We start from the raw sequence: 13734 nt of genomic DNA, 5'->3' as shown, positions 1-13734 counted from the left end.
CGGCCCCTTCCTTCCGAATAACAAGGCCCCCGAAAAAGGGGGGAGGGGTAACGTGCTAAGCTTCATTCTGCGCCGTCTTGGCGTGATGGCACTCACCATGCTCTGCCTGACGCTTGTCGTCTTCTTCCTTGTCAATCTGGAGCCAAACCTGAAGAAGCTGGCCATCAGCCAGCTCGACATGCGCTCCACGCAAGATCAGCTTGAAAGCTGGCTTGAGAAGAATGGCTACCGACAGAATTTCTTTCTGCGCTACGGCCAATGGCTTGGCGTGGTGCAGAAGCAGCCGAATGTCGATCCGGAAACGGGGGCGGTGACGCCGCGCTTCACCTATTGCGACGAACCTGCCGAACCCTATTACGGGGGAATTCTGCAGGGTGATTTCGGCTGTTCGACCAAGTTCAAGGTTCCGGTGGCCGAGAAGCTTTTCCCGGCGCTCAAGGCGACCGGTATTCTGATGTTCTGGGTGATGATCGTCATGGTGCCCGTCGCATTGCTGATCGGCGTTCTGGCGGGGATGCGGGAGGGCACCAAGACGGACAGAACCCTGTCCGTGGCCTCGATCGCAACGACCGCGACGCCTGAATATGTGTCGGGCGTCATCTTTGCGGTGATTTTCGCGTCATGGCTTGGCTGGCTCAACGGCTCGGCGGCCACGGCAACGCGTTCGGGCGTCACCTTCTACAATTTCACGCTGCCCGTCATGACCATGGCCGTCTACGGTATCGGCTATATCGCGCGCATGACGCGCGCCTCCATGGTGGAGGTGATGACGCAGCAATATATCCGCACCGCCCGGCTGAAAGGCATGAGCTTTTCCGGCGTTGTCATCAAACATGCGCTGCGCAACGCGCTGATCGCGCCCTTCACGGTCATCATGCTGCAGTTTCCCTGGCTTCTGACGGGTGTGGTCATCGTGGAAGTCATGTTCCGCTACCAGGGCTTCGGCTTCACGCTGGTGGAGGCCGCAGGCAACAATGACATCGACCTGCTTTTGAGCTGTTCACTGGTCTCGGTCTTCGTGGTGCTTTCCACCCAGCTCATATCGGATGTCGGATATGCACTGCTCAATCCGCGCATCCGCGTACAGTAGGGGAGATGTGAGATGACGGAATTCATTTCCCCGCTGGAAATCGTCCTTGGGGTCCTGTGGCGCTTCTGGCCGGTCTGGTTGGCGCTGGCGATCGTGCTTTTCCTCAGCCTGCGTTTCAAGGACAGGCTCGGGCTCTATGGTCACCTGTTCGACACCGGCGTGGGTGTGGCCGGTGTCATGATCTGCCTTTTCTGGCTGTTCACGGCGATGTTCGCGGATATCGTGGCGCCTTTCGATCCGCTGAAGCAGATCGCGGTGCTCAAAAGCGCGCTACCCGGTGCAATTGATCCCGAGAGCGGTCAGGCATTCCTGTTCGGTGGTGACCGGCTGGCGCGCGACGTCTTTTCGCGCATGGTTTATGGCAGCCAGATCGTGCTGGTCATTGCGCCTGCCGCGACGATGTTCGCGCTGATGGTTGGCACCACGCTCGGGCTTCCGGCCGGCTATTATGGCGGGCGGGTCGATGCGGTTCTGTCGTTCCTGGCAAATCTCGTGCTGGCTTTCCCCGTCATCCTGCTCTTCTATCTTTTGGTGACGCCCGGCATTCGCGAAACCTCCATCCCGCAATGGCTGGCCGGTTTCTTCTTCATCTTCCCGATCATCCTGTTCTGCACGTTGTTTTACACGCGGTTCAGCGACCGCACGGGACTGCTTGCCGTGCAGATCGGCCTGACGCTCCTGATTGGAGGCTGGATCTATGTGGGGCTGGTGTTCAACGCCGACCCGTTCGGCATCATCTCCATCAGCCCGAACCAGTTGAACATCTTCGTGGCAGTGGTGTTCGCCTCGGCGCCCGGCGTGTTCCGCATCGTGCGCGGGCTGGTGATGGACATCAAGACACGCGACTATGTGGCGGCAGCCCAGACCCGCGGCGAGGGACCCTGGTACATCATGCTTTGGGAAGTGCTGCCGAATGCGCGCGGGCCGCTGATCGTGGATGCGTGTCTGCGCATAGGCTACACGACCATCCTCCTTGGGACGCTCGGCTATTTCGGTCTGGGTCTTGCGCCCGAGAGCCCCGACTGGGGAACGGGCATCAAGGAATCCAGCCGCCTCTTGCGCGCCTATGTGCATCCCGCATTGCCGCCGGTCTTCGCGCTGATGAGCTTTGTCCTGGGGCTCAACCTGCTGGCCGATGCGCTGCGTGAGCAGTCCCTGAAGGATTAAGGCGATGACGCGCGGCACGCCTTCCTCTGCCCTGCCAGGCATCTCCCCGCGGAAGGAGGTGCCTCGATTTCTGCGGCCAAGAATATCGAACCTGAAAGCTACGCCATGAACGAAGCCATCAGTACGACACAAGGCGTTGAGCCGATTCTGGAAATCGAAAACCTCTCGGTCTCCTTCTTCACGCGCGCAGGCGAAGTGCCGGCGGTAATGGATTTCTCGGCCAAGGTCATGCCCGGCGAGGCCATGGGCATTGTCGGAGAGTCGGGTTGCGGGAAATCGACCGTGTCGCTTGCCATCATGCGCGATCTCTCCAATGTCGGGAAGATCGTCGGCGGGCGCATCAAATTCATGGGCCGCGACATGGCGGAGATGAGCGAGGAGGAGCTTCGTCAGATCCGCGGCAACAAGATTGCCATGATCTATCAGGAGCCGATGGCGAGCCTCAATCCGGCCATGAAGATCGGTCGCCAGCTCATGGAAGTGCCGCTTCTGCACGAGAATGTCTCGAAGGAAGAGGCGTGGAACCGGGCTCTGGAGATGGTGGAATCGGTGCGGCTGCCGGATCCCGAACGCATCATGAAATCCTACCCGCACCAGCTTTCTGGCGGCCAGCAGCAGCGTATTGTTATTGCGATGGCGTTGTTGTCGAAGCCTGCATTGCTGCTGCTGGACGAGCCCACGACGGCACTCGATGTGACCGTTGAAGCGGGCATCGTCGAACTGGTGAAGGGGCTGGGCAAGAAATACGGCACGTCGATGATTTTCGTGTCGCACAATCTGGGTCTCATCCTGGAAACCTGCGACCGCATCACCGTGATGTATTCCGGCGAGGCGGTGGAGACAGGGCGTATCAAGGATGTGTTCGACAGGATGCGCCACCCCTATACGCAGGGGCTTTTCCGTTCGATCCCTTTGCCGGGAGCCGACAAGAATTCGCGGCCCCTGATTGCCATTCCCGGCCAGCTCCCGCTACCGCATGAGCGGCCGCAGGGCTGCAACTTCGGCCCGCGCTGCCAGCATTTCGTGCCCGGCGTGTGCGATGCGGCCGAGATCCCGATGGTCGATGTGAGCGGGCATGAGGGTCATCGTTCGCGCTGCGTGCGTTTTGACGAGATCGACTGGGATGCGCTGCCCCAAGGGGCTCTGTCGGAGAAGGAGCCGGTCCAGCCCGGAAAGCCGGTGCTCAAGATCGAGGGCCTGAAGAAGCACTACGAAGTCGCGGCCAATGCCATTTTTGGCGGGGCCGAGACGCGTGTCGTGAAGGCCAACGAGCATATCAGCTTCGAGGCGCGTGAATCCGAGACCGTTGCGATTGTGGGCGAGTCCGGTTGTGGCAAGTCGACGCTGGCCAAGGTGCTGTTGGGACTTGAAACCGCAACCGACGGACAGGTCATTTTCAGGGACGAGCCGATACAGGATCTGGCCGTCGAGGATCGTGACACCAGCACTGTTTCGGGCATCCAGATGGTTTTCCAGAACCCGTTCGACACGCTCAATCCAAGCCATTCGGTCGGCTCGCAGATCATGCGGACGCTGGAGAAGTTCAAGATCGGCAGAACCGTTGAAGACCGCAAGGCGCGGATGCTTGAGCTGCTGGATCTGGTGAAGCTGCCGCGCGCCTTTGCCGACCGCATGCCGCGCCAGCTCTCCGGTGGCCAGAAGCAGCGCATCGGTGTTGCGCGCGCCTTTGCCGGTAACGCGAAGGTGGTGGTGGCGGACGAGCCGGTTTCCGCGCTCGATGTTTCGGTGCAGGCTGCCGTCACCGAGCTTCTGATGGACATTCAGCGCAAGAACAAGACGACGCTGCTCTTCATCAGCCATGACCTGTCGGTGGTGCGCTATCTGGCGGATCGCGTTGTCGTCATGTATCTCGGTCATATCGTGGAGCAGGGTACGACCGACCAGATCTTCGCTCCGCCCTATCACCCGTATACTGAAGCGCTGTTGTCCGCGATCCCGATTGCCGATACCTCGGTGCGCAAGAAACATATCGTACTGGAAGGCGATATTCCTTCGGCCATGAACCCGCCGACCGGCTGCCCGTTCCAGACACGTTGTCCCTACAAGCATCTGGTGCCGGACAATCTCTGCGAGAAAGAGCTTCCGCCCTTCAAGACGCTCGGCGGCGGTCATCGCAGCCTGTGCTGGTTGGAGGATGATGTGCTGGATGCAATGGAGCCGGTTATCAGCTTCGACGCCGCTGAGCCGCATCAGGATGATTTTGGGCGCAGGCCAAAGGCCGATCCCGCTGGCGGTGCCACGGAAGAACATGGTGGTGAAGCGGAAGCTGGTAGGGCGGTCGAAGATCTGCCTTCGACCGCTAGTGCTGTTCCGGGCACTTCCTCACCGAAAGTCGTGCACGACGAGGTTGGTGACGGGCGCGAGGCGGCTTCGGCCAAGGTCAGTCCCGGAACGACCGCGAAGAAAACTCGCAGCGAGGGAGGCGGTGCAAAGGCGCGCAAACGCGCTGAAGCGCGTCCGGTGGAGCATGCCTCAAATCCCGCCGAGGCACGCAGGGCCATCGGGGCAAAGCCCAGCGAGGAAGCGGGGAGTGTTGGCAAGCGACCGACCGGCATGGAACGGCCAGCCGATCCTGATGATCTGAAGCGCATCTCGGGCATAGGGCCGAAGATCGAGGCGATGCTGAATGATCTGGGTATCTACCACTTCTCGCAGATCGCCGAATGGGGTGCGGATGAGCAGGCCTGGGTTGACAGCTATCTGCGGTTCAAGGGGCGCATCGAGCGAGATGACTGGATAGGTCAGGCCCAGCGCCTGGCGCGTGAAAGGTAAATTGCACGAATAGATTGAGTGGCAGGAGCGTGGCCTCTGTCGCTCACTGCGTCGGAATGGCCCGGTTTATGGCCATGTTGCTGCCATCTGAATCAGCCTAACTCCTTCTTTTCAAGAAGGAGCATTGCACAATGTCTGGCAGAGCCGGCGCGATCATTTTTTCAATCAGTACTGCATTTCTTTCATTGTTTTGGGCAGCTCCGGCCGCAGCGCAGGAGCCCTTCGAGGCGGTTCGCACGATCAATCTGCGCAGTGGGCCGGGATTGCGTTTCGAGATTCTCGACCGTGTCCAGCGCGGCGAACGCATGCAGCTCTACCGTTGTTCACGAGACGAACAGTGGTGCGTGGTGCGCTTCCGCAGGCAGGAAGGGTGGGTGGCTTCCCGCTTCATTCGTGAAGCATCTTCTCGTTCAGGGCGCCGTGGCGAGGTGTGCTTTTTCGAGCATCCCGATTTTCAGGGGCGTTCGCGATGCGCGCGTATTGGCGAGGAAGCAGCCTCACTACGCGGCTTCCTGAACAACAAGATTTCCTCGCTGCGCATTCGTGGCAATGCCAGCGCAACGGTTTGTACGCGTAGGAACTGGAACGGGCGTTGCAGGACCTTTGATGCAAGCGTCGCCCAACTGCCGCGCGGTCAGGCAGACCGCATCTCCTCTTTCCGGGTCACGATGCGCAGGGATAACGGTCCGGGCTTCGGCTCCGGAAGTCAGCATGGCGGCAACAAGCCCGGCCCCGGTTTTGGCAGCGGAGGTCAGCATGGCGGCAACAAGCCTGGCCCTGGTCTTGGTAGCGGTGGCCAGCACGGTGGAAACAAGCCTGGCCCCGGCTTTGGCTCCGGTGGCCAGCATGGCGGCAACAAGCCGGGACCGGGTTTTGGTTCGGGCGGTCAGCAAGGCGGCAATAGACCCAAGCAGGTATGCTTTTACGAGCATATCAACTATGGCGGCGACACCTTCTGCATGAGGCGCGGGCAGCGGACGGCAGAGCTGGATCGCCGGTGGAATGACCGCATTTCGTCCATTCGTGTGCCGCGTGGCATGCGGGTCAGGGTTTGTCAGCACAAGAATTTTGGTGGCTGGTGCGATATCTATAGTGGAAATGTTCCGGTTATCGGGCAGGGCCTGCCCCTTGGTGGCGGACGCAACGACAATGTCACTTCGATTGAGGTGCTGCGCTAGTCGCCTGTGCTAAATCAGGGAAAAGCGGCTGTCATAGCCGCTTTTTTCTTGCGGAGCAGGAAGTCCAGCCGCATCTAGCCAGGCATCGCTTGGTTCGCGCAGATGCGCATAGATTGCAGCCGTAAGGTTGCGCGCTTTTTCGCCCGGCCAGTCACGCGGTAACAAGGCAGCAGGCAGGCCTGGATCACGCAATACAATGCGGCGCCACTCGTGAATGAGCAGAATGCGCGCAGCCATGGCGTCTATGCCGCGCATCGCGCCGCTGCGCTCAAGCCTTCTTGCCAGAGGTCGCCACGCTTCGATCAGTTCATCGTAGGACGCAGCGATCTCAGCGCTTGGCCAGAGAGCGCGGATATGCTCGGGGTGGTCGGCGCTTTCACCACGGATCACCAGCATGCCAGACAGCAGCATGTTCAAATCGCTGTCCTGATTCACACGGCGCGGGCGCAGGAAAACCGTGTCCGAAAGCTTCAGGAAGCCGCTCTCCTTCAGCTCCAGCACATCAGATGCGGGAGGGGCCTTACCGGCTATCGCGACAGTCCATGATCCGTCCCAATCGGGTGGGCCTGCAGCATAAATGCGGCGGGTCGCGAGGTCGAAAGCGTGGCGTCCACGCTCATCCAGCCGAAAAAAGGAGTTTCGACCACGGCGCTCGCGTTCGACCCAGTGATCGGCGGCGAGGCGGGACATCGCCGTGCGCACGGCGCCTGACTCGATCGAAAGGCGCTCCATCAGTGACTGAATGAGTGCGAGCGGCGCCTCGCCATCGCGTGGCACGATGGCATCTCCGAAAAGCGTTATGACAAGCGACCACACGCGGATGCGACCGCCGGCGTGAAGCCGGTCGATCAATGCCTGCAACTCTGGTTCGGTCTTGCTCGGAGCGTCCATTATCCGATTTGATGGCATGGCGACGCCGGGTCGGCAAGTATCGGCCTATTCGGTCTCCAGTGTCGCAACGCCGGAAACGAGCATGTGGGTGGCCAGTTTGGCATAGTCGCTGCGGCTGATGCCGCCGCCTTCACGGAACCACATATAGAACCAGTTGAGCATCCCGAAGAGGCTCATGGTCACAGGCTTCAGCAGCTGCGTTTCACCAAACGCGCCTGGGTTGAGATCGTGGATAATGCGTGCGAACAGACGTACGAGCTGGCGCTCCAATTCCTTCAACGCGTTCTGTTCCGCTTCGGGCAAAAGGCGTATGCCGGAAAGCTGGACGCGATGTTCGTCATCGGCATCGCGATAGGCTTCCAGCAATGCCGTTACCAGCCTCTCCAGCCGTGCTTCGGGGGGCAGGCGGGCATCATCTGCGCTCTCGACAGCCTCCACCAGCTCCTGCAAATGGCTTTCGATGATGTCGTAAAGCAGCGCTTCCTTCGACGTGTAGTAATGGTAGAGCAGGGCCTTGGACACGCCCATCTCCGAAGCGAGCCTTGCCATGGATGCGCGGTCATAGCCATCGCGCGCGAAAATGCTGGCCGCACCGTGCAGGATGGCCTCTCGCTTGTCGTCGTAGTCCTTGGCTCTGGTGCGGGGCATCAGTTCGGGTCTTGCCTCTTATGGTTCATGACCTGTCGCGGTTGTCGGTTATACGTACAGCCTTGCCCTGGCTGCGCGCCACGCTGCCAGGTGAGAGTGTCTCGACCTCAACGCTTACTCCGATATTCTGCTTGATACGCTCGCAAAGCTCGTGACGGCAATGCGCGTGCTGGGTCTGAGAGGCAGAAGCATCCTGCATTTCCACATGAACGATCATGCAGTCCAGGCGGTCGCGGCGGACAAGTTCGATCTGGAAGTGCGGTGCAAGACCGCTCGTGGCGAGTATCTGCTCTTCGATCTGGGTCGGGAAGACATTGACCCCGCGCAGGATCATCATGTCATCGGATCGTCCGGTCACCTTTTCCATGCGGCGCATGGAGCGGGCGGTGCCAGGAAGAAGGCGGGTGAGGTCGCGGGTGCGATAGCGGATGATGGGAAAAGCTTCCTTTGTGAGCGAGGTGAAGACCAATTCACCCTTTTCGCCGTCGGGCAGGACCTCACCTGTTTGCGGGTCGATGATCTCAGGATAGAAATGATCCTCCCAGACATGCAGGCCGTCCTTGGTCTCCACGCATTCGTTGGCGACGCCCGGGCCGATGACTTCCGAGAGGCCGTAAATGTCGACTGCATGCATGTCGAAGGCGTTCTCGATTTCCTGTCGCATGGCGTTGGTCCACGGCTCCGCGCCGAATATTCCGACCTGCAGCGGGCTTTCGCGCGGATCTCGACCCTGCGCACGATACTCGTCCAGGATCGAGAGCATGTAGGAGGGCGTGACCATGATGGTGGTGGGGCAGAAGTCCTCAATGAGCGTGACCTGGCGGGCGGTCATGCCGCCTGAAACGGGTACCACGGTGCAGCCCAGGCGCTCGGCGCCATAGTGAGCACCAAGGCCGCCGGTGAAGAGACCGTAGCCATATGCGATGTGCACGATGTCACCCGGTCGTGTGCCCGAGGCGCGCATGGAGCGGGCAACGCATTCGGCCCAGGTTTCAATGTCGCGCGCGGTGTATCCCACGACGGTCGGCTTGCCTGTCGTTCCCGAGGAAGCATGGAGACGCACCACCTGTTCGCGTGGAACGGCGAACATGCCGAAGGGATAGTTGTCGCGCAGGTCCGACTTTACCGTGAATGGAAACTTCGACAGATCGGACAGAAGTTTCAGATCATCCGGATGTACACCTGCCGCATCGAAGCTTTTGCGGTAGTGCGGCACATTTTCGTAGGCATGGGCGAGCGACCATTTGAGCCGATCAAGCTGCAACGCCTGTATCTCGTCACGTGATGCCATCTCGATCGGGTCCAGGTCTTCTTTTCCGGGCGCTAGGTCTTTCACGTCTTCCTCCCACGACAATGCCTATTCTTGCGTGAAATGCTGGCCTTTGATCTGCCGCGAATTCCCTCGAAAAGCTGCGATCAACTCACCCTTCTGGTTCTTCACCGCCACGTCGTAGATGCCGGAGCGCCCCGAGCGGCAAACCTCGCGCGCTTCGGCAACGAGCAGATCATCAAGCCGTGCCGGCGCGATGAAGGTGATCGAGTTCTGCTGCGCCACCACTGTCTGGTTGTACGAGTTGCAAGCCAGGGCGAAGGCGGAATCCGCCAGCGTGAAAATGAAACCGCCATGGCAGATGCCGTGGCCATTGGTGTGATGTTTTTCCACCTTGAGAGAAACGGTCGCCTGACCGGGCGCGACCTCCTCCAGCTTCAGCCCCAGCCATCGCGAAGCTTCATCTCGCGCCCACATTGAACCGCAGGATCTTTCCGCGACTTCCTGCGCAGACAATTGCACATCGGTCATTCACCACTCCTCCCACGGCAAGACCTGCAGGGAGCGTTGCATAAGCCGACCGGTCGGTCAATAATGCTCGCAGGAAGTTGAGGAGGAGATTGGCCGTGTCGATCATTCCAGTGGAGAGTTTTGCGGCCGGGCGCTGGGTCGCACCGGGTGAGGGGGCGCTAACCCTGAAAAGTGCCACCGACGGACGTGACGTGGCGCGCATAGGTTCCTCTCTTGATTATGCTGCCATGCTCGACCATGCGCGCAGAGTGGGCGGCCCCGCGCTTCGAGCCATGACCTTTCATGAGCGAGCGCATATCCTGAAGGCACTGGCGCAATATCTCAATGAGAGGCGAGAGGCGCTATACGAGCTTTCCTACGACACGGGTGCGACCAAGGCCGACTCGCTGATCGACATTGATGGCGGCATCGGCACGCTTTTCGTCTTTGCTTCGAAGGGCAGGCGTGAGCTGCCGGATGATAATGTTTATGTCGATGGCGCAGTGGAGCAGCTCTCGCGCTCCGGCAGCTTCATCGGGCAACATGTGGCGACACCGCTCAAGGGCGTGGCGGTTCACATCAATGCCTTCAACTTCCCCGTCTGGGGCATGTTGGAAAAGTTGGCGCCAACCTTCCTCGCTGGTGTCCCGGCCATCGTGAAGCCTGCCTCGCAAACGGCGTGGCTCACTCATGCCTGTTTCCGTATGATGATCGGATCGGGCCTCCTGCCCGAAGGGTCCGTGCAGCTCATAAGTGGCTCGACAGGTGATCTGCTCGACCGTCTTGGAGGACAGGATGTCGTCTCCTTCACAGGCTCGGCCGCCACGGCTGCCATGCTGCGAGGCAAGGAAAACCTGCTGCGGAATTCGGTGCGCTTCATCGCCGAGCAGGATTCGCTGAATGCCAGCATCCTGGGGCCTGACGCTGAGCCGGGAAGCGCAGAGTTCGACTGTTTCATTCGCGAGGTGCATCGCGAGATGACGGCGAAGGCCGGGCAGAAATGCACGGCGATCAGGCGGGTGCTTGTGCCGCAGGCGCACCGCGATGCGGTGGTGGAAGCACTGGTTGCGCGGCTGGACAAGACGGTGGTCGGTGATCCCCGTGAGGAGGCGACGCGCATGGGGGCGTTGGCAAGCCTGGATCAACGGGAAGATGTACGTGCAAAGCTGGCGGTTCTGGAAAGCGAAGCGCGGCGTGTCTTCGGAGATGACAGCCGCCTGAGCGGTGTCGATGCCGAGCGCGGTGCATTCATGTCGCCGGCGTTGCTGACATCAGATGACCCAGACGGCGCTGCGCGGCTTCACGAGGTGGAGGCCTTTGGACCAGTATCGACGGTTCTGCCATATCGCGATCTCGACCATGCGCTTCAGATTGCAAATCGTGGAGAAGGATCACTGGTCGCATCGGTCTTCACCCATGAGCGGGATGTCGCGCGGCAGGTGGTGCTCGGCTCGGGCGCGTTTCACGGGCGGCTTTACTTTGCCAATCGTGACACGGGCAAGGAGGCGACCGGTCACGGTTCGCCGCTGCCGCACATGGTGCATGGCGGTCCCGGGCGCGCTGGCGGGGGTGAGGAAATGGGAGGCATCCGGGGTGTCATGCACTACATGCAGCGCACCGCGATCCAAGGCAGTCCAGACCTCTTGGCAGGCATCACCAAGCGCTACGTGCCGGGTGCGCAAACAAGAGAAGGAAAGCGCCATCCATTCCGGCTACGCTTCGGCGAGCTGGAATCGGGCATGACGCTCTGGGCGGGGCCGCGCGAGGTCACGCTGCAGGATATCGAGCATTTTGCGGAATTCACGGGCGACACGTTTTACGCCCACATGGATGAGGAAGCCGCGAAAGCCAATCCCTTCTTCCCCGGGCGCGTGGCTCACGGCTATCTCATCCTGTCCTTCGCAGCCGGCATGTTCGTCGATCCCGATCCGGGGCCGGTTCTGGCCAATTACGGTCTCGACAATCTGCGCTTCATGAAGCCGGTTGAGCCGGGGGCAAAACTCAAGGTGCGCCTGACGGTCAAGCAGAAAACGCGGCGCAATGACGACTATGGCGAAGTGCGCTGGGATGTAGGCGTCTATGACGAGACGGACGCGCAGGTGGCAGGATATGAGCTTCTGACCATGAATGCGATGTGAGCCTGACGCTTCTTCTGGCTGCCTGCTGCTCTATCTTGAACAGGCAGCCAGAGGAGATGCGGCTTGAAAACTTTCGATAGGGACAGCATTGCCGTTGTCATTGGCGCGAACGGGGCCATCGGAAGCGCGATTGCCGGTCTGCTTGAAGCTGCGGCTACTTTTCGGTCTGTTATCAGGTTCTCCCGCCGATCCGTACCTGCGCTTGATCTTACGGATGAAGCCAGCATCGCTGCTGCCGCACAACATGCAGTCAATGCTGGTCAGGTGCGTCTGGTCGTGGATGCGACGGGTCTTCTCCATCAAGGTGGAATACAGCCGGAGAAAGCCCTGTGCGCATTGTCGATCGAGGCGATGGAAGCCAATTTCCGAATCAATGCAATGGGTCCCGCACTTTTGATGAAGCACTTCCTCAAGCGCATGCCGCGGGAGGGGAAGGTCGCCTTTGCCACGCTCTCGGCGAAGGTGGGGTCGATCGGCGATAACCGTCTTGGCGGCTGGTACAGCTATCGCGCTTCCAAGGCTGCGTTGAACCAGTTCGTGCGCACGGCTGCCATCGAGTGGAGCCGCACGCACCGTCAGAGCATATGCGTGGCGCTGCATCCGGGCACCGTGGAGAGTGGGTTATCCGGCCCCTTTGCCAAGAGCGGATTGACTGTACAACAGCCCGACGAAAGCGCTGCGGCGATACTTGCGCTGATCGACCGGTTGACCCCGGAAGATACAGGCAGTTTCCTCGATCGCAGTGGAGAGCGCCTGCCCTGGTAGGAGAGGCGCTCTTCGCGGGGTCAGGCTTCCAGTTCTGCCGTCTCCAGCACCGAATGCAGAAGCACGTCCGTGCCTGCCTGCGCCCATTCCTTGTCGATCTCCTCAGCCTCGTTGTGGGAAAGGCCGCCGACACAGGGGCACATGATCATGGCGGTGGGAGCGACGCGGTTGATGTAGCAGGCATCGTGTCCCGCCCCGGAGACGATATCCATGTGGCTGTAGCTCAGGCGCTTTGCGGCCTTGCGAACCGTTTCCACCAGCTTCTCGTCGAAGGCAACGGGATCGAAGTGATTGACCATCTCGATCTCGTGGTCGATGCCCAGCGCATCGCAGATCGTTTCCGTGCCGGCGCGGATGCGCTTGTCCATCTGGTCGAGGATGCGCTTGTCGGGGGAGCGGATGTCGATGGTGCAGACGGTGCGGCCGGGGATGATGTTCGGCGAGTTCGGATAGACTTCCACATGGCCAATGGCGCCGACGGCATCGGGCTGGAAATCCATTGCGATCTCGTGGACAAGCTCGGTCAAGCGGGCGAGGCCAAGGCCGGCGTTGCGGCGCTTGTACATGGGCGTTGAGCCCGTGTGGCTCTCGCGGCCTGTCAACGTGACCTTCAGCCATTTCAGGCCCTGACCATGGGTGACGACGCCGATATCGGTGAACTCGTCTTCCAGGATCGGACCCTGCTCGATGTGAAGTTCGTAATAGGCGTGCATCTTGCGCTCGCCGGTCTTCTCTTCACCCTTCCAGCCGATACGCTCGAGCTCGTCGCCGAAGCGCTTGCCTTGTGCATCGGTGCGGTCATAGGCCCATTCCCGGTCGTGAAGGCCGGCGAAGACGCCGGAGGAGAGCATGGCAGGTGCGAAGCGAGAGCCTTCCTCATTGGTCCAGTTGACGACAACAATGGGGTGTTTCGTCTTTACGCCGAGATCATTCAGGGTGCGGACTACTTCAAGGCCACCCAATACGCCCAGGACGCCGTCATATTTTCCACCGGTCGGCTGGGTGTCGAGATGGGAGCCGACATAGACGGGCAGGGCGTCGGGATCGGTTCCCTCGCGGCGGGCGAACATGTTGCCCATGTCATCCACGCTCATTGAAAGGCCGGCTTCCTCGCACCACTTTGCGAAGAGCGCGCGGCCTTCCGCATCCTCATCGGTAAGGGTCTGGCGGTTGTTGCCGCCCGCAATTCCGGGCCCGATCTTTGCCATCTCCATGAGGGAATCCCACAGTCGGTCGGCATTGATCTTCATGTTCTCGCCCGGTGCGGCCATGCTGTTATCCATT

Annotated in this window: 10 protein-coding genes and 1 pseudogene; 6 read left to right on the top strand and 5 right to left on the bottom strand. The window is 60.5% G+C overall.

Annotated features, from left to right (window positions below; genetic code table 11):
* Positions 1-52: 52 nt before the first annotated feature.
* The 4 genes and pseudogenes from WA367_RS11340 (at position 53) to WA367_RS11325 (ending at position 6228) form a co-directional block, all read left to right on the top strand.
* Positions 53-1090 carry an ABC transporter permease gene (locus WA367_RS11340; protein WP_336056846.1) on the top strand — a complete coding sequence of 346 codons (1038 nt, stop codon included), beginning with the start codon at positions 53-55 and terminating at the stop codon, positions 1088-1090.
* 12 nt (positions 1091-1102) lie between these two features.
* Positions 1103-2257, top strand: a complete 1155-nt coding sequence (locus WA367_RS11335) for an ABC transporter permease (RefSeq protein ID WP_336056845.1) — start codon at positions 1103-1105, stop codon at positions 2255-2257.
* 105 nt (positions 2258-2362) lie between these two features.
* Positions 2363-4453: pseudogene (locus tag WA367_RS11330) on the top strand (dipeptide ABC transporter ATP-binding protein); the annotation flags it as partial.
* A 728-nt stretch (positions 4454-5181) separates the two neighbouring features.
* Positions 5182-6228, top strand: coding sequence for a peptidase inhibitor family I36 protein (locus tag WA367_RS11325; protein WP_336056844.1), 1047 nt, complete (start codon positions 5182-5184; stop codon positions 6226-6228).
* A gap of 9 nt (positions 6229-6237) precedes the next feature.
* Here the strand turns inward: WA367_RS11325 and WA367_RS11320 are convergent, their stop codons facing one another.
* From WA367_RS11320 to paaI, 4 genes are read right to left on the bottom strand one after another with little or no spacing between them, the layout of a single operon-like run.
* Positions 6238-7119 (bottom strand): PaaX family transcriptional regulator, encoded by an 882-nt coding sequence (locus WA367_RS11320; protein WP_336056843.1) that lies wholly within the window; start codon positions 7117-7119, stop codon positions 6238-6240.
* 45 nt (positions 7120-7164) lie between these two features.
* Complete coding sequence (locus WA367_RS11315) at positions 7165-7767, bottom strand: TetR/AcrR family transcriptional regulator (RefSeq protein ID WP_336056842.1); 603 nt, start codon at positions 7765-7767, stop codon at positions 7165-7167.
* A 25-nt stretch (positions 7768-7792) separates the two neighbouring features.
* The gene (gene paaK / locus WA367_RS11310; protein ID WP_336056841.1) at positions 7793-9103 is read right to left on the bottom strand and encodes a phenylacetate--CoA ligase PaaK; all 1311 of its coding nucleotides are present in this window, start codon (positions 9101-9103) and stop codon (positions 7793-7795) included.
* A 21-nt stretch (positions 9104-9124) separates the two neighbouring features.
* Positions 9125-9568 carry a hydroxyphenylacetyl-CoA thioesterase PaaI gene (gene paaI / locus WA367_RS11305; protein ID WP_336056840.1) on the bottom strand — a complete coding sequence of 148 codons (444 nt, stop codon included), beginning with the start codon at positions 9566-9568 and terminating at the stop codon, positions 9125-9127.
* 95 nt (positions 9569-9663) lie between these two features.
* Here paaI and paaZ point away from each other — a divergent pair, with 95 nt between their 5' ends.
* Positions 9664-11685: a phenylacetic acid degradation bifunctional protein PaaZ gene (paaZ, locus tag WA367_RS11300; RefSeq protein WP_336056839.1), complete on the top strand. Its 2022-nt coding sequence runs from the start codon at positions 9664-9666 to the stop codon at positions 11683-11685.
* A 63-nt stretch (positions 11686-11748) separates the two neighbouring features.
* Positions 11749-12450 (top strand): SDR family NAD(P)-dependent oxidoreductase, encoded by a 702-nt coding sequence (locus tag WA367_RS11295; RefSeq protein WP_336056838.1) that lies wholly within the window; start codon positions 11749-11751, stop codon positions 12448-12450.
* A gap of 20 nt (positions 12451-12470) precedes the next feature.
* Here WA367_RS11295 and WA367_RS11290 read toward each other — a convergent pair whose 3' ends face one another.
* Positions 12471-13721: a Zn-dependent hydrolase gene (locus WA367_RS11290; RefSeq protein ID WP_336057117.1), complete on the bottom strand. Its 1251-nt coding sequence runs from the start codon at positions 13719-13721 to the stop codon at positions 12471-12473.
* Positions 13722-13734: the final 13 nt, after the last annotated feature.

The sequence above is a fragment of the Nitratireductor sp. CH_MIT9313-5 genome, assembly GCF_037029545.1.
Lineage (GTDB): Bacteria > Pseudomonadota > Alphaproteobacteria > Rhizobiales > Rhizobiaceae > Chelativorans.
The sequence above is the reverse complement of the archived record's forward strand: the minus strand, read 5'-3'. Positions and strand labels throughout refer to the sequence as shown.

Coding starts and splice junctions, on each gene's coding strand:
- WA367_RS11335 (WP_336056845.1), top strand. CDS start 1,103: ATGACGGAATTCATTTCCCCGCTGGAAATCGTCCTTGGGGTCCTGTGG.
- WA367_RS11325 (WP_336056844.1), top strand. CDS start 5,182: ATGTCTGGCAGAGCCGGCGCGATCATTTTTTCAATCAGTACTGCATTT.
- WA367_RS11320 (WP_336056843.1), bottom strand. CDS start 7,119: ATGGACGCTCCGAGCAAGACCGAACCAGAGTTGCAGGCATTGATCGAC.
- WA367_RS11315 (WP_336056842.1), bottom strand. CDS start 7,767: ATGCCCCGCACCAGAGCCAAGGACTACGACGACAAGCGAGAGGCCATC.
- paaI (WP_336056840.1), bottom strand. CDS start 9,568: ATGACCGATGTGCAATTGTCTGCGCAGGAAGTCGCGGAAAGATCCTGC.
- WA367_RS11290 (WP_336057117.1), bottom strand. CDS start 13,721: ATGGCCGCACCGGGCGAGAACATGAAGATCAATGCCGACCGACTGTGG.